The 16,110-nt window shown below is 71.8% G+C and carries 12 protein-coding genes; 4 read left to right on the top strand and 8 right to left on the bottom strand.

The window, feature by feature from the left end; translation table 11 throughout:
* Positions 1 to 49 precede the first annotated feature (49 nt).
* Together OG247_RS27650 and OG247_RS27645 are read right to left on the bottom strand one after the other, a co-directional pair.
* Entirely contained in the window at positions 50 to 1,336 is a 1,287-nt protein-coding gene (locus OG247_RS27650; protein ID WP_327254762.1) for an alpha/beta hydrolase, read from the bottom strand.
* 131 nt (positions 1,337 to 1,467) lie between these two features.
* Positions 1,468 to 1,905 carry a MarR family winged helix-turn-helix transcriptional regulator gene (locus OG247_RS27645; protein ID WP_327254761.1) on the bottom strand — a complete coding sequence of 146 codons (438 nt, stop codon included), beginning with the start codon at positions 1,903 to 1,905 and terminating at the stop codon, positions 1,468 to 1,470.
* Positions 1,906 to 1,982: 77 nt separating this feature from the next.
* Between OG247_RS27645 and OG247_RS27640 the strand changes: the two genes are divergently transcribed.
* Together OG247_RS27640 and OG247_RS27635 are read left to right on the top strand one after the other, a co-directional pair.
* A complete protein-coding gene (locus OG247_RS27640; RefSeq protein ID WP_327254760.1) occupies positions 1,983 to 3,008 on the top strand; it encodes an SMP-30/gluconolactonase/LRE family protein in 1,026 nt (341 codons plus the stop codon).
* A 112-nt stretch (positions 3,009 to 3,120) separates the two neighbouring features.
* A complete protein-coding gene (locus OG247_RS27635; protein ID WP_327254759.1) occupies positions 3,121 to 5,052 on the top strand; it encodes an FtsX-like permease family protein in 1,932 nt (643 codons plus the stop codon).
* 73 nt (positions 5,053 to 5,125) lie between these two features.
* Here OG247_RS27635 and OG247_RS27630 read toward each other — a convergent pair whose 3' ends face one another.
* Together OG247_RS27630 and OG247_RS27625 are read right to left on the bottom strand one after the other, a co-directional pair.
* Complete coding sequence (locus OG247_RS27630) at positions 5,126 to 7,516, bottom strand: xanthine dehydrogenase family protein molybdopterin-binding subunit (protein WP_327254758.1); 2,391 nt, start codon at positions 7,514 to 7,516, stop codon at positions 5,126 to 5,128.
* Positions 7,517 to 7,518: 2 nt separating this feature from the next.
* A complete protein-coding gene (locus tag OG247_RS27625; protein ID WP_327254757.1) occupies positions 7,519 to 7,782 on the bottom strand; it encodes a hypothetical protein in 264 nt (87 codons plus the stop codon).
* Between the two features lie 203 nt (positions 7,783 to 7,985).
* Here OG247_RS27625 and OG247_RS27620 point away from each other — a divergent pair, with 203 nt between their 5' ends.
* Complete coding sequence (locus OG247_RS27620; RefSeq protein WP_327254756.1) at positions 7,986 to 9,671, top strand: PucR family transcriptional regulator ligand-binding domain-containing protein; 1,686 nt, start codon at positions 7,986 to 7,988, stop codon at positions 9,669 to 9,671.
* A 55-nt stretch (positions 9,672 to 9,726) separates the two neighbouring features.
* Positions 9,727 to 10,308 carry a Uma2 family endonuclease gene (locus tag OG247_RS27615; RefSeq protein ID WP_327254755.1) on the top strand — a complete coding sequence of 194 codons (582 nt, stop codon included), beginning with the start codon at positions 9,727 to 9,729 and terminating at the stop codon, positions 10,306 to 10,308.
* Positions 10,309 to 10,385: 77 nt separating this feature from the next.
* Here OG247_RS27615 and OG247_RS27610 read toward each other — a convergent pair whose 3' ends face one another.
* The 4 genes from OG247_RS27610 to OG247_RS27595 form a co-directional block, all read right to left on the bottom strand.
* Positions 10,386 to 11,462: a C40 family peptidase gene (locus tag OG247_RS27610; protein WP_327254754.1), complete on the bottom strand. Its 1,077-nt coding sequence runs from the start codon at positions 11,460 to 11,462 to the stop codon at positions 10,386 to 10,388.
* Between the two features lie 67 nt (positions 11,463 to 11,529).
* A complete protein-coding gene (locus OG247_RS27605; RefSeq protein WP_243335815.1) occupies positions 11,530 to 12,012 on the bottom strand; it encodes a poly-gamma-glutamate biosynthesis protein PgsC/CapC in 483 nt (160 codons plus the stop codon).
* On the bottom strand, positions 12,009 to 13,736 hold the full coding sequence (pgsB, locus tag OG247_RS27600) for a poly-gamma-glutamate synthase PgsB (RefSeq protein WP_327254753.1): 1,728 nt from the start codon (positions 13,734 to 13,736) through the stop codon (positions 12,009 to 12,011). Before pgsB ends, OG247_RS27605 begins: the two co-directional genes overlap by 4 nt.
* A gap of 4 nt (positions 13,737 to 13,740) precedes the next feature.
* Complete coding sequence (locus tag OG247_RS27595) at positions 13,741 to 16,056, bottom strand: HAMP domain-containing protein (protein ID WP_327254752.1); 2,316 nt, start codon at positions 16,054 to 16,056, stop codon at positions 13,741 to 13,743.
* Positions 16,057 to 16,110 lie beyond the last annotated feature (54 nt).

The following is a 16,110-nucleotide window of genomic DNA, read 5'->3' as shown; positions in this document are numbered from 1 at the left end:
CGCGGTGCGCGCGGGCGCCGCTCCCCCGCGCGGGTGCGTCCGATCGAGGTCAGCCCGCCTCGGGCTTCGGCCCCTTGAGCACCTTGCTGACCCACTCCAGCGAGCCTTCCTTCATGCCGCGCACGTAGTGCCAGCCGTTGTGCTCGCCGTTCTGGATGTCGCGGATGGTCATCTTGACCGGGCCCTTGGCGTACTTCTGCCGGAACTGCGTCATGCGCTCCTTGCCGCTCTCCTTGGTCCCGATCTGGAAGTTGATGTAGACCTCGGGGCCGCCCGTGTCGATCAGCTTCTGGGCGAGCTTCTCGGGGTTGTTCGCGTCCATTTCCGCCTGGTGGCCCTTCCAGAACGGCGAGTCGGGGACGATCTCGCCGCCGCTGGCGATCACGGCCTTGAACTTGTCCGGGTGCTGGAGGACCTGCTTCATGCCGACGAAGGCGCCGGAGGAGGAGCCCATGAAGGCCCAGCCGTCGCGGGACTTGTACGTACGGAAGTTGGCGCGGGTGAAGTCCGGGACGTCCTCGGCGATCCAGGTGCCCATCTTGGGCTTCCCGGGGATATCGGAGCCGTCGTAGTAGTACTTCGGGTCCGGGTTGAGCACCGGCATGATCACGATGAACGGGAGGCTGGTGCCGGCCTTGACGCCTTCACTGATGGCCTTCTGGAGGCCGAGGCTGCGGTCGGCCCAGTAGTTGTCCGGGAAGCCGTTGCCGCCGGGGAGCGCGATGAGCACCGGGAAGCCGCTCTTGGCGTACTTCGCCTCGCCGTACTCCTTCGGCGTCCACACCCAGACGTCGCCCTCGAAGCCGGACTTGGCGCCCTTGAGGCGGGTCTTGGCGATGATCGTGCCGTCGTCGAGCTTGGCGGTCTGCTTGAACGCGGAGGCCGGGCCGGTCGCGAGCTGTACGTCCGGGTCGCCGGTCGGCGCGGGCGGGCTCGCGGAGGCCTTGCCCGGGCTGCCCTGCGCCGCTCCGGTGTCGGCGGAGGGCGGGGTCGTGCCGAAGCTCACCGAGGAGCCGTTGCCGGAGAACCAGTCCAGCTTCCAGGCGGCGAAGCCACCGCCGCCGAGGAGGAGCACGAAGGCCATGGCCGCGCCGATCCACGGCAGGCGGCGGGAGCGGGCGCGGCGGGAGCGGCGCGGGGGCTCGGGCGTGCGCGGGGGCTCGGGTATGTGCGGGGGCTCGGATATGTGCGGGGGGACGTACGCCTCGTTGCCGTACGCGGGCCGGCCATCGGGTTGGTACGACAGGTCCTGCTGGTACGGCGGGTACGGCTGGTGCGTCGGGTGGGACTGGTACGGCTGATCATCGGGCCGCGGGCGCTGCGGGTCCTGGTGCACGAACTTCGCTCCGAACGGTCATGACTGCCCCCCGGCGGGACAGAAGGGACTGGGATCCCCCTAGTCCTGATGTGTGAATCCCCCGGAAAGTTCCAAATCAGCGCAAAATCATGATCCGAATTCCGGGCGCCTCACTTCAGTGCGTCGAGGACCCCCGCGCACCGCCCGAGCAGTTCGATCAGCAGCTTCCGCTCCTCACCGCTCAACTCGGCGGCCAGCGCCCGCTCCACCGCCACCGCCCCCGCGTCGGCCAGCTCCATCACCGAGCGCCCCTCCTCGGTGAGCCGGGTCTCCAACACGTTGCGGTGCAGTTCGTGCGGGGTCCGCTCGATGAGGCCGCGCTCCGAGAGGTTCTTCAGCACGGTGTTCATGGTCGGCGGCGTCACCCCGCACAGGCGGGCGAGCGAGGCGGCGGAGATCCCGGGCTTCTCGGCGAGCCAGAGCAGGGCGGCGTACTGCGGAACCGTTACTGCGGCCGGCTTCACCGCCGTGTTCTTGGCCCCGAGGAGCGCCTGCTCGGCGCGCTTGATGTGGGAGCCGATGCGCTCCTCGGCCGGCATGGAAGTCATCCCCGCATCATAAAGCCCTTGCACGCATTAGAGCTCTAACTTAGATTCGTGCTCACACAAAGAGAAGAGGACGTCCGATGACGAAGAGCTCGACGAAGAAGTTCCTGCCCGCCGCCCTGCTCACCCTGACCGCCGCCCTCACCCTCGGCGCGGCCCCCGCCGCCACGGCCTCCGGCGGCGCGGCCTCCGGCGGCCCCGATCGCCAGGGGGCCCGTACGGGCATCTCCACGGCCTTCACCCTCCCCGGCACGCAGGTCTTCCCGGAGGGCATAGCCGCCGACCCCCGCACCGGCACGGTCTACGTCGGCTCCTACAAGGACGGCACCGTCTACCGGGCCCGCTCCGGCGGACGCGCGGCGGAGGTCTTCCTGCCCGCCGGCACCGACGGCCGCCACACCGCGAACGGACTGCGGGTCGACGGCCACGGCCGACTCTGGGTGACCGACTCCACCTCGGGCGTCTCCGTCTACGACACCCGGTCGGGGGCCCGTACGGCCCACTTCGAGATACCCGGGAGCGAGCCCCGCTTCCTCAACGACCTGGCCGTCACCCCGGACGGCACCGCCTACCTCACCGACAGCGTCCGCGCGGTGGTCTACCGGGTCACCCCGGAGCAACTCGCCGCCGGCTCCGGCCCGTTGCGGGCCGCCTACGACCTGAGCGGGCGGCTCACCCCGTCCCCGGCGGGCAGCTTCAGCCTCAACGGCATCACCGCGGACCCGGCCGGGCGGTTCCTGCTCACCGTCGACATGACGGCCGGCGATCTGTACCGCATCGACCCGGTCTCCGGCGCGGTCTCCCGCGTGGCGCTGACCGGCGGGGACCTGAAGACGGCCGACGGCCTCGACCTCGCGCCCGGCGGGGTGCTGCGCGCGGCCCAGAACACGCGGAACACCCTGAGCCGCTGGCAGGTGTCGGCCGACGGCACCCGGGCCCGCCTGGTCCGCACCGTCACGGACCCCTCGCTCCAGATCCCGACCACGCTGGTCCGGGTCCCGGGGCGGACGCTGGTGGTGCGGTCCCAGTTCGACAAGGACGGCGGGGTGCTGCCCTCCACCGGCGCGCCGACCGCCTTCACGGTCGCCTCGGTCCGCGGGCTCTGACCCGGCGGCGCGACCGCATCGAGGAGCGGGCGGCGCGGTAGGGCTGGCCATACCCCCGAAGCTCGCCCCTGCCCCGCTGACCGGGGGCCGCGCGGCCTGTTGGCTGGGAACCATGCTGAGGATCGCGTTGAGGTCGCTGCGGCGGCGCTGGATGACACAGGTGGGGACGTTCGTGGCGGTGGCCCTGGGGGTCGCGCTGATGACCGTCATGGGGCTGGGGCTCGCCGCTTCGGCGGCGCTGCCCGCGGGTGCGGAGGTCGTGGGCCTCAACTCCATGCTGGGCACCGCGGGCGGGGTGAGCTCGTTCGTGGCGGCGTTCGTCGTGGCGTCGACCTTCTCGTACGCCGTGGCCGCACGGCGGCGCGAGCTGGGGCTGCTGCGGCTGGCCGGGTCGACGCCGGGGCAGCTGCGGCGCCTGGTGCTGGCGGAGGCCGCGGCCGTCGGGCTGGCCGGATCCGCGGCCGGGCTCGTCCTGGGCCGGGAGGGTGCCCCGCTGATGGCCCGCTGGACGGTGGCGCAGGGGCTGGCGCCCGCCGGGTACGCGATCGGGAACCAGACCTGGCCGCTGCACACGGCGTTCTGGACGGGACTACTGGTCGCGCTGTCGGGGGCGTACGCCGCTTCCCGGCGGGCGGGCCGGGTCGGTCCGCTGGAGGCGTTGCGCGAGGCCGTGACCGACGGGCGGCCCATGACCCCGGGGCGCTGGGTGGTCGGGGGCGGGCTGCTGCTGTGCGCGGTCGGCTTCGTGGGGTGGCGGCTCGGGTCGGATCCGGGTTCGCTGCTCAAGCGCAAGACGTACACCGTGCAGCCGATGCTGCTGATCTCCGCGTGCGGACTGCTGGCTCCGGTGCTCGTACGGCCCGTCGTACGGCTCCTGATGTGGGTGCCGGTGCGGCTGACCTCCTACGCGGGCCGGCTGGTGCGGGCGAACGCCTCCGCCGGGATCCGCCGGACGGCCGCGGTGGCGGCGCCGGTGCTGGTGATGGTGGCGCTGACCGGATCGCTGCTGGGATCGGCCTGGACCCTGAAGGATGCCAAGGCGGTGGAGGCCCGGGCCCGGACCGGCGCGGACTACGTACTGACCGGCGGGCGGCTGCCGGACCCGGCGGCGGGCCGGGGATTCGCCGGCGTCCCGGGAGCGAGCGCCCTCGCGGTGGCCGACACCCGGCTGACGGTGCTGGAGGAGGGGTTCGTGAAGGTGCCGACGGAGGCCTTCGCGGTCGACCCGGCGGCGCTGGCGGAGGTCTCCCGGCTGCCGGTGGTGGCGGGCTCGGTCGCCGACCTGGACGACGGCGGCATCATCGTCACGCAGGAGTGGTGGCAGCACCGGGTCGGGGACTCGGTACCGCTGTGGCTGGCGGACGGCACCGCGGCCCGGCTGCGCATCGTCGCCGTGATGCGGACGGGCACCGGCGACAACGGGGCCTACGTCACCCCGCGCAACGCGCCCGGCGCGAAGGTCTCCCGCATCGAGGTCAAGGCCCCCGCGTCCGCGGCCGCGGCGGTCCGCGAGACGGCGGCCCGATACGGGGCCACGGCCCACACCACGGAGGAGTGGCTGACGGCGACGCACCCGCGCACGAACCGCTTCACGGTGCTCGGTTACGTCCTGGTCCTGGGCATCGCCCTGGTCTACACGGCGATCGCGCTGGCCAACACCCTGCTGATGGCCACCTCCGACCGGGGCGGCGACCTGCGCCTGCTCCGGCTGGCCGGGGCCACCCGCGGCCAGGTACTCGCGGTGACGACGGCCGAATCCCTGCTGGCGGCCGCGGTCGGCGCCCTCCTGGGGACGGCGGTCACCGCGGTCAACCTGGCGGGCATGCGCGCCGCCCTCGCGGTCCTCGGGGTCGACTCGCCGGTGGTCGTCCCCTGGCTCCCGATGGGCGCGGTCGCCGGTGTCTGCGCCGTGCTCTCGGCCCTGTGCACCCTGCTGCCGGCGGCCCGCGTCCTGCGCCGCCGAACGGGGCGGCGCGGGACGGGGCGGCGCGGGACGCGGTCGGGGGAAGTACCCGGCATTGCCGCCGGGTTGGCCTCGCGCTGAAGCCGAAGCACCGGCCATCTGCGGGGTGTTCCGGAGACGGCGGCGGCGACCGCGGCGGCCGGTCAGGACCTGGTCAGGACCCGGTCAGGTGCTCCGGGCGCACCGGTGTCTTGTTCAGCTCCAGCCCGGTCGCGGCGCGGATCGCCGCGAGGACGGCCGGGGTGGACGACAGGGTCGGGGCCTCGCCGATGCCCCGTACCCCGTACGGGGAGTGCGGGTCGCCCAGCTCGAGGTAGTCGACCGGGAGCGTCGGCGTGTCGAGGATGGTGGGGAGCAGGTAGTCCGTGAAGGAGGGGTTCTTCACCTTCGCCGTCTTCGGGTCCACGATGATCTCCTCCATGATCGCGACGCCCAGGCCCTGGACGGTGCCGCCCTGGATCTGGCCGACCACGGACAGCGGGTTGAGGGCCTTGCCCACGTCCTGGGCGGTGGCCAGCTCCACGACCTTGACGAGTCCGAGCTCGGTGTCCACCTCCACGACCGCGCGGTGCGCGGCGAAGGAGTACTGGACGTGGCCGTCGCCCTGACCGGTCCTCAGGTCGAAGGCTTCGGTGGGCCGGTGGCGCCACTCCGCCTCGATCTCCACGACCTCGTCCTCCAGGACGTCCACGAGGGCGGCGAGCACCTCTCCCCCGTCGGTGATCACCTTCCCGTCCTCCAGGAGGAGTCCGGCGCCGGCCCACCCCGCGTGCTCGGCGCCGAACTTGCGCCGTCCCAGCTCCAGGACCTTCTCCCGGACGAGCCCGCAGGAGTTCTTGATGGATCCGCCGGTCATGTACGTCTGGCGGCCCGCCGAAGTCGAACCGGCCGAGCCCACCTGTGTGTCGGCGGGGTGGATGGTGACCTGCTGGACACCGAGTTCGGTACGGGCGATCTGCGCGTGGATGGTGATCCCGCCCTGGCCGACCTCCGCCATGGCCGTGTGGACCAGGGCGACGGCCTCGCCGTTGATGACCTCCAGGCGCACCTTGGCCGTGGAGTAGTCGTCGAAGCCCTCGGAGAAGCCGACGTTCTTGATGCCGACGGCGTAGCCGACGCCCCGGACGACCCCCTCGCCGTGCGTGGTGTTCGACAGACCGCCCGGCAGCGCGCGCACGTCGGCCGCGCCGTCGGCGCTCTCCCACTGACGCTCGGGCGGAAGCGGACGGGCCTTGACCCGGCGCAGCAGTTCGGCGACCGGGGCCGGGCCCTCCACGACCTGCCCGGTGGGCATGACCGTGCCCTGCTCCATGGCGTTGAGCCGGCGGAACTCCACCGGGTCCATGCCCAGTTTCGCCGCGAGCTTGTCCATCTGGGCCTCGTACGCGAAGCAGGCCTGGACGGCGCCGAAACCGCGCATCGCGCCGCACGGCGGGTTGTTCGTGTAGAGGCCGACCGCCTCGATGTCCACGTCGTCGATGACGTACGGGCCGACCGAGAGGGAGGCCGCGTTCCCGACGACCGAGGCAGTGGACGAGGCGTAGGCCCCGCCGTCGAGCACGATCTTGCACTTCATGTGCGTGAGCTTGCCGTCGCGGGTGGCGCCGTGCTCGTAGTACAGCTTCGCCGGGTGGCGGTGCACGTGCCCGAAGAAGGACTCGAAGCGGTTGTAGACCATCTTCACCGGCTTGCCCGTGCGCAGCGCGAGCACACTGGCGGTGATCTGCATCGAGATGTCCTCGCGGCCGCCGAAGGCGCCGCCGACGCCGGCCATGGTCATCCGGACCTTCTCCTCGGGCAGGCCGAGGACCGGGGCGATCTGCTTGAGGTCCGAGTGCAGCCACTGGGTGGCCACGTACAGGTCGACTCCCCCGTCCTCGCAGGGCACGGCCAGTCCGGACTCGGGGCCGAGGAAGGCCTGGTCCTGCATGCCGAAGGTGTACTCGCCGGTGACGATGACGTCGGCGCGCTCCCGGGCCGCCGCCGCGTCTCCGCGGAGGATGGGCTGGCGGTGCACGATGTTCGGGTGCGGGACGTGGCCGGAGTGGTGGTCGTCCCGGTTCTCGTGGACGAGGACGGCATCGGGCGCGGTCGCCGAGGCCTCGTCCGTGACGAGCGGCAGCTCCCGGTACTCGATCTTGATCTTCGCGGCGGCGCGGCGGGCGGTCTCCGGGTGGTCGGCGGCCACCAGGGCGACCGGCTCGCCGTGGTGGCGGACCTTGCCGTGCGCCAGGACCGGAGTGTCCTGGAACTCCATCCCGTAGTACTTCACCGGGGTCGGCAGGTCCTCGTAGGTCATGACCGCGTACACGCCGGGCAGGGTCAGGGCCTCGGAGACGTCGATGGACAGGATCTCGGCGTGCGCGACCGTGGACCGCAGGGCCTGGCCCCACAGCATGTCCTCGTGCCACATGTCCGAGGAGTACGCGAACTCGCCGGTCACCTTCAGGGTGCCGTCCGGGCGCAGCGTCGACTCTCCGATGCCGCCCTTGGTACGGGTGCCCTGGGTGACCTCGGTGGGAATGCCGGTGGTGGTGCCGGTCATGATCAGACCGCCCTTTCCTGGAGTCCTTCGTGTTCCCGGCGTGCCCGGCGGGCGGCGGCCGGCCGGACCGCGTCCGGGATCTTCTCGTAGCCCGTGCAGCTGCCGCTGCCGCTCCCGTTCTCACCCACGACCGTGCCGGTGTCGCGACCCCCGTACGCGACACGCTGCCCGGCGTGGGCGGCCAGTCCCTCGACCGTCACCACCTCCCGGACGTCATCCGCTTCTCTCGTACGGCCGTTGACCGTGAGGTTCACGCGCATGGTCACGCAACTCCTTCCCTGTGGCCGGAAGTCGTCGTCGGCCGCATGCGCAGAAGTAGATCCCGCACCCCACGGGGCGAGGCAGTCACCGATCGCTCAGAACCGGCTCCTCCAACGGCTGTGGACGAGCGTGCTTTCGCACGGCCGCACCCCGGTGAGCTGCACCGATCCCTCTCCCGCACACCCCGCTCCGTGCGAAAGTGGCGATCATGCGGCTACGTGAACTCCTGGACGCCACCGAGCTCGGACTGCTCCTGCTCGTGGGCCATGCCACCGACGAGACCGACACCTCCCTCGACCGCACCATTTCCGCCGTCGCGACCAATGACCTGGCCGACCCCGGCCGCTTCCTCACCGGCGGCGAGCTCGTCCTCACGGGGCTCGCCTGGTGGCAGGGGGACGGGGACGCCGAGTCCTTCGTACGCGTCCTGCACCGGGCGGGCGTCACGGCCCTCGCGGCCGGCGAGGTCGAACACGGACTCGTCCCGCACGACCTCGTGCGTGCCTGCCGGCGCCACGGGCTCCCGCTGATCGCCGTACGGCCGGAGACCTCGTTCGCCGCGATCACCGAACACGTCCTGCGCCGGCTGCACCGCCGGGACCCCGGCAGCCTCGCCGGCCTGGCCGCTCTGGTCGAACGCCACCGGCGGCTCCTCTCCGACCGGGCCGCCCCGGACTCCGTACTGGAGCTGCTGCGGCACACCCTCGGCCTCGACGTGCGCGTCCTGTCCGCGACCGGACGCCAGGTCGCCGGGGCCCGGCCGCCCCTGCGCGCCAAGACGGCGGCGGCACTGGCCGCCCGCCACCTCGCCGCCCGCCGCGCACGCGAGACGGCCCCCCACCACGTCACGGTCGGCGGCCGCCCGTACTCCCTCGTACCGGTGCCCGCGCCCGTACCCACGCCCGTACCGCCGTCGGGATCCGCTCCCCGCGCCGCCGAGCTGGGCGACTGGCTGCTCGTCCTGGAGGCCGACACCTCGCTCTGGCCGGCCCCCGACCGGGAACTCCTCGACCGCACCGTCGAATTGGTCGCCGACGCCCGCGCCGCCCACGAACAGGCCAAGACGGCGCGCAACGACCTGGCCGACCGCTCCCTCGCCCTGCTGCACAGCGACGTCCCGGCCGAGGAGATCCCCATCCGGCTGCGCAGCACCGCGCAGGCCGTGGTCAGCGGAGTCGGCTACTGGCCGCGGTGCCAGTTCGTGGTCGCCGGCGGCGAGTGGCACGCGGGCCGCCCCGTCCCCGCCGCGGCCCTGCGCGTCCTCCTGGAGGAGGCCCTGATCCAGGAGGACGGCCCGGTGCCGGTCTCCGCGGAGGACATCGCCGCCACCGTCGACGGGGACCGGGCCGTACTCCTCGTCCTGGTCCCCGAGCCCTCGGACGCACACCCCGACCCGGCCCTCGACCACGCCGCCCTCCAGCGCAGGCTCTCCGCGGCGCTCGCCCGCTGGCTCGGCCCGGCGGACGGCGTCTCGATCGGCGTCAGCTCCCCGGTGGCCGAGCCGGGCAACGCCCGCCGGTCACTGGAGCAGGCCCACAACGCCCTGCGGATCGCCCGCGCCGCCCCCGGGCAGGTGACGGTCCGCGGTCCGGAAGACCTCACCTCGCACATCCTGTCCCTGCTCCCCCTCATCCCGGCCGAAGCCCGCCGCGCCTTCGCCACCCGCCTCCTGGGCCCCCTGCGCGATCACGACGCCCGCCATCGCACCGAGCTCCTGATCACGCTGGAGACCTTCCTCGACTGCGACGCCTCCTGGACCGCCTGCGCCGCCCGCCTCCACCTCCACGTGAACTCCCTGCGCCAGCGCATCGCCCGCATCGAACACCTCACGCACCGCGACCTGTCCCGCCTGGAAACCCGACTGGACTTCCTGGCGGCCCTGAAATCCGGCTGACCGGGGATCACCGGCACAGGCTCCCCTCGACGGCCGCAATCGCTAGGGTTGCCCCATGACCGAACTGCCCGACTGGATGCGCCCGCCGCGCGCGGAAGGCTGGTTCGCGGAGGACCTCGACCGCCTCCCCGAGGCGCCCCGCCACACCGAGCTGATCGATGGAGCCCTCGTCTTCATGATGTCGCCCCAGAGGTGGTGGCACGGCCACCTCATCACCATGCTCACGGTCGCCCTCATGGAACAAGCACCCGCCGACTCCAGAGTCGGCCGCGAGATGACCATCAAGCTCGATCGGCGCAACCGGCCCGAGCCGGACCTGCTGGTGACGACGGCCGACTTCGATGGTGACCGGACCTGGTTCTCACCGGACGAAGTGCGGCTCGTCATCGAGGTCGTCTCCCCCGAATCCGCCCACCGCGACCGCACCGTAAAGCTGCGCAAATACGCCGAGGCCGGTATCCGGCACTACTGGTGCATCGAGGACGAGGACGGGGCACCCGTCGTGCACGTCTACGAGCTCGACGAGCCCACCAGGACCTACGCGCCCGCCGGCATCTTCCGCGACACCCTCCGGCGCCCCGTGCCCTTCGAGATCAACCTGGACCTAGGCAAGCTCACGCCGCCGCGGAGCGGCTGAAACCGGCAGGGCATGCGGAAGGGGCCGGACTCGTCGGAGTCCGGCCCCTTCCCGCTGCAAGGGTTACAAGGTCCCGGTCACAGCCGCTTCGCGCTCCGCAGGGTCGTCGCGTAGTAGCCGTTGCCGTCGAGGCGGGAGGTGCCGCCCTTGTCGCCGATGGTCGGGCCGTTGGCCTCTTCGCGGCTGGATATGAAGATCTGGTGGCCGTCGGTGTCGGTGCCGAGGTAGATGCCCGTGTGGTCCAGCCGCTCTCCGGTGCGCCCGTCCAGCTTGAAGAACAGAACGTCGCCCGGCTGCAGGACGTCGATGGAGGTGGGCCGGTTCTCGGCGCCGATGCCCTTGAGCGGGATGACGTTCACGCCGGTCTTGGAGCGGGCCATGCCGTTCGCGGTGCGCGGCAGGCCGTCACCGGCGGTGTCGTTGGCCATCAGCGGGAAGCGGGCCCGGTAGCCGAAGACGGTCCGGACGAAGCCGGAGCAGTCCATCGAGCGGGCACGCATCGCCTCGGGCTTCGCCGTGGTCCCGCTGCGGAAGGTGTACGGGATCCCCAGGTAGTCGTAGAAGTCCGACTCCTCCAGGCGGTAGTCGTTGCCGACCGAGCCGTTGGGGTTGATCGGGCCGAAGCTCGCGTCGCCGGCGTACGAGACGCCCTCCGCGTCCTTCTTGACCGGGGCCTGGTCTCCGTACTGGAAGGCCATGGCGAAGATGTCGTCCTCCTCGCTGCCCAGGTACTTCTTGAACCACTCCTGGAACCACTGCTCCTTCTCGGCACCGCTGCGCCAGGTCTCCGGCATCAGCCGCACCCAGTTCTCGGTGACCACCCGGGTCTTGGTGGTGGCCGGCTCGGTGAAGGTGCGGCTGGGGCCGGTGAGCGTGGCGGTGCGGGCGCCGTCGGTGAAGGTCGCGAGGATCCCGCCCTTGCCGTCGCGCAGCACGGAGCGCTCCGGGTTCTTCAGCCGTTCCCACTTCTGCGCGCCTTCGTCGCCGCCCCCCTTGCCGGCGACCGGGGCGTCGACGAGCGACTGGATGGCGGGCGCCTTGGCCTGCTCCTCCTTGCGCAGCTCGATGGTGAAGTAGGCGCTGCCGGCCAACAGGGCGACCACGGTGGCCGCGTGCAGGACGGGACGTGTGCGGCGCTTGGACGTGGCGGTCATCGGTTACTCCGGGCGAGGTCGGTCGAGCGGACGAAAGGGCGGGCGGGGGCGGCGGGCCGCGGCGGGGTCACGCGTGCGGCATGACGCCGAGCAGGATGCCGGCGGTCAGTACGACGTACGTCATGAGCGTCGCGGAGCCGGTGGCCAGCAGCGTGGCCCCCTTGGGCTGGCGGACCAGCTGGTAGGCGATCAGGCCGGGCACGATGAAGCCGAGGGTCTGGTTCGCGTACAGCAGCGGGAACTTCATCTGCAGCAGGATCACGACGCCGCCCTGGAGCAGCACGCCGATGAGCACGACGGTCGCGAACAGCCGCTTGCCGTAGAGGATCACGTAGCGCTGCGCGACGAGCGTGAGCGCGTACGTCAGGACGGTGACGCCGAGGACGATCGCGGCGCGCTGGAGGTCCTCGATGAGGGTGAGGGCGAGCCAGCCCGGGGTGATCATGCCGCCGGGAGACAGGTTGGTCGTCAGGTAGCAGACGAGGGAGAACAGCAGACCCAGGGCGATGCCGATCGCGGCGATCTCGGGGGTGAGGACGGCGGGGATCAACGGGGTTCTCCTGGGTTAGACCACTGCGGGGGCCGCGGGTGCTGCGGGTGCTGCGGGTTCTCGGGCTGAGAATTCTGGTGCTGCGGGTTCTGGTGCTGCGGGTTCTGGTGCTGGCGGGGCGGCGGCGGGAGCTGCGGCTGCTGCTGGAGCGGCTGCGGATGCAGGGGCAGCGGCTGCGGCTGCTGGAGCTGCGGCCAAGCCGCCGACGTCAGCTCCGGGCGCTGCTGCGGGAACTGCTGCTGCTGTTGCTGGTGCTGCGCCGCCTGGTACTGCTGCTGCTCCGCGGGCGGGAACTGCTCGTACGCGGGCGCGTACGGCCGGGGCTGCGGGAACTGCTGCTGCGGGAACTGCTGGTTCGGGTAGTGCGGGAACTGCGGGTTCGGGTGCTGCGGCGGGATCTGGGGGTTGCGCATCCGGCGTGCTTCCTCGGCCGCGGGCAGGTTCGCGTACGGGTCGAGGTGCTTGACGTACAGCGTCATGGTCTGGTCGTGCCGTACGTGCTGCGTGGGCGCGCCCGGCGTGGGCAGGGCATCGCCGTCCTCCTCGAAGGAGGGCAGTTCGGCGAGGTGCTCCAGCAGGATCTCGCCCTGGCCGTGGATGTTGCCGATGGCCACGAGCGAGGAGTCCGCGCTGAGGTGGTCGAAGAGCTCGTTCATGAACTCCTCGCCGTCGCGCCCGTCGCCGCCGAGGTCGACGGCACGGTCGCGCCAGTCGGCGGGGATCGCGTCGATGGCGCTCTTCGACGGGTGACCGATGACGAACACCTTGTCGGGCTGGAGGTCGGGCACGATCTGACCCATCTGGCCGTTGCGCTCGACCCGGTCGGGCCGGCAGTTGATGACCACGTTCAGCGGGCGGTTGATCGCGCCGAGGTCGAGCAGCTGGTTGATGTTCATCAGCGTGGACTCGGGGTCGTTGGCCGCGAACACGTTGGCGAACCGCAGCCGCTTGTCGCCGGGGCCGACGTAACGCTCGACGGAGAGCACACCCGGGTCCGGCGGGGCGTCGTACATGCCCTGCAGCGCGGTCTCCCGGTCGATGCCGAGGAGCTCGGCCACGACCAGCGCGATCGCCACGTTCTCCTTGAAGGTGAACCAGCTGAAGCCGCGCAGCTCCTCGTCGCTGACGATCTCGGGGTCGGCGTAGATGAGTCGGCAGTTCCGCGCGTCGGCCTCCTCCTGGAGGACGTGGAAGCGGTCCTTCTCGGCGGTGACGCAGATGCCGCCGTGCGGCATGGAGCGGGACAGCGAGCGGCCGATGTCGTCGAGGGTCGGGCCCATCTCGGCCACGTGGTCCTCGCGCACGTTGCACAGCACGCCGATGGTGGACTGGATCAGCTTGGCCTGGTTGAGCTCCTGGAGCGGCGGCATGACGGCCATGCACTCCATGACCAGCGCGTCGGGCTTGTAGGCCGCGGCGCGGCGCACGATGCCGATCTGCTCGACGACGTTGGCGATGCCGAACTTGCGGTAGACCGGCTCCTCGGTGGCGTCGGGGTGGATGAAGCGGGCCGCGGTGCCGGTGGTCTTGGCGACCGTGACCAGATCGCCGCCGCGCAGCGCGCCCGCGACGAGCCGGGTGATGGAGCTCTTGCCGCGGATGCCGTTGACCAGCACCCGGGTGGGTATTTCTGCCAGGTTGGCGAAGTGCCGCCGCTGCTCGATGACGCCGGCGATCAGCATCACCACGCAGCAGACGACCAACACGCTGAAGAGAAAGAGCACGGGGTCAGTTCCTTCCGGCCTTGGCAGCCTGGCCGGACCGGCCGGCGGTGCTGGTGGCTTCCCGCTTGCGCAGTTCCTGGAGCTGCTGCCTGATGACTTCCAGGCTGCGGGTGACGGCGCCGACCTCGTCGTGGTGGCGCGGGTAGAGGACGGTGCGGCGGTCGCCGTCCGCCAGGGCTTCGGCGCGCCGCGTGAGTTCGCGCAGCGCCTGGACCACCACGATCTGGAGCCAGCCGAGACAGACCAGGGCGGCCGTGAGGCCGAGCAGTCCGGCCAGCACCGTGCGGTTCTGCAGGTTGTACTCGGGGATGGCCAGGCCCTTGGCGGGCTGCCAACTGACCACGGTCCAGGCGAGCGGCTTGGCGGCGCCGCCGCCGGCCATCGGGACCGCGGCGGCGATGGTGATGTCGTCGTCGTTGTTGCGCAGCACGACGCTGCTGGGGCGCGGGCCCTTGCCGACCTTCTGGTTGGTGCCGGCCACCAGCGCCCGCAGGCTGTCGTTGGGCAGCTGCGAGAAGGCCAGGTAGCCGTTGTTGCCGCCGATGATGCGCTGCTTCTCGTCGATCACCCGGATCTCGCCCAGGCCGGGACGCTTGAGCAGGGAGTTGAGGAAGTCGATGCGCAGCTCTCCGACCACGGACGCGCCCTTGATGCCGGGGGCCGCGGCGAACTCGACGATGACCGGCGCGTTGCCGGATTCGAGCAGTGCCACGGGTGCGTCGACGGCGGGTGCCTTGCCGTGCGGGCGCCGGGGCGCGGCCCCGACCTTGGCGGTGATGGTGCCGTCCGCCTGGAGGACGTACAAGGACTCGTAGCGGCCGTGCTGGGTGAGGGTGCGCTCCAGGATGCCGGTCATCTCGGCGGGGGTGGTGGCCGGGCCGATCAGCGAGCCCACGGAGGCGAGGTCCGTGTGCCCCTCGTTGAGGGCGCGGCGGACCCGGTCGGCAAGGGTGTCGGTACGTTCGCGCTGGTCGTGGACGATCGTCTGCGGTACGCCGACGGAATCGCCGGCCCGGTTGAGCAGCAGCACCAGGGGCGCGGACCACAGCAGCAGGAGCGCGCCGCAGGTGGCGAGCAGGGCCCGGGCGCCGATCCGGCCGCGGCCGCGGCCGGGGCTGTGTGCCTTCTGGTCCTCGGAGGACTCGCCGAGCAGCTGGCGGCGCAGCCGCTCCAGGGCGGTGCCGATGCGGGCGGCCTCACCGTACTTGGGCCGGTTGACCGGACGGTTCAGGTCGCCGCGGCTGAGCCGGCGGCTCTCCAGGAAGAGCTGGAGCAGCGGCTTCTGCACGGTGCCGATGAGGAGGGAGACGGCGAGGAGGCCGATGACGAGCAGGACGGCCGCGGCGACGATCCCGAAGAAGGGGTCGACGAGGGAGGCCCGGTCCTCGGTGACGCTGATGAGGGAGATGACGGTCAGCCCGAGGGCGGTGGCCGCGGTGCCCTTGCCCGCCTCGGGGCCGGTCAGGCTCGCGTAGCCGACGACGGTCCGCTCACCGCCGTTGGAGGAGCCGAGCAGGCTGCCGCTGACGCCGCGGAAGCCGCCCCCGCCGGGCTCCTTGGTGGTCAGCGGGTTCGCCTTGGTCTTCCTCGCGGCGATCTTGGCGTACTTCTTGAGCTGCTTGCGGGCCTGCTCGGTGTCTTCCTTGACGTCCTCGGACTGGATCTGCTCGTCGTTGGCGATGCCGTCGCTGCTGAGGATCTGTCCGGTGGGGTCGGTGACGGCGATGGCCCGGAACTTGCCGAGGCTGACGCCGGGGAACCTCAGGCTGCTCGAGGCGACGAGCAGTTTCTGGGGCTGGCCGGGCCAGGACAGCACGGCGAAGGTGAGCAGGCGGGTCTCGCCGTTCTCCAGCCGCACCATGCGCGGGACGAGGCCGTTGGCCTCGGCGAGCTTGGTGTGGTCGATGGCCTTCAGCGGCACGTTCTCGCCGCGCTGGGCCTCCAGCCGTCCCGACTTGACCTCGATGACGGCCGTGCCGCGCCACTTCTGGTAGACGTTGCCGAGCTTGTCGAGCACCGTGTCGGCGGAGACCGGGGCGCCCGCGTTGAAGAGGGTGGCGGTGCGGGAGATGTCGGTGATCGACTCGTCCAGCGAAGCCCGCATCGCGATGGCGCCGTCCTCCGCGAAGTACTGCTGGGAGGTGCGGACCGCCTCGGGGACGGACTCATTGCCCACCTTGCCGAGGTGGAATGCGGTGAGCGCGGCAAGGGCGAGCAGCAGCGCGGACAGCGCGGCGATGGGCGGCCGGATGCCGCCCAGCAGCGACATGTCAGCCCTTCGGCGGGCCTTCTGCCGCCGCTTCGTGCGCGACGCGGACAACGGGACTCCTGTGGATGTGGGTGATGGTGCGGGTGCGGGTGCGGTGCGGTGCGG

The sequence above is a fragment of the Streptomyces sp. NBC_01244 genome (genome assembly GCF_035987325.1).
GTDB lineage: Bacteria > Actinomycetota > Actinomycetes > Streptomycetales > Streptomycetaceae > Streptomyces.
The sequence above is the reverse complement of the archived record's forward strand: the minus strand, read 5'-3'. Positions and strand labels throughout refer to the sequence as shown.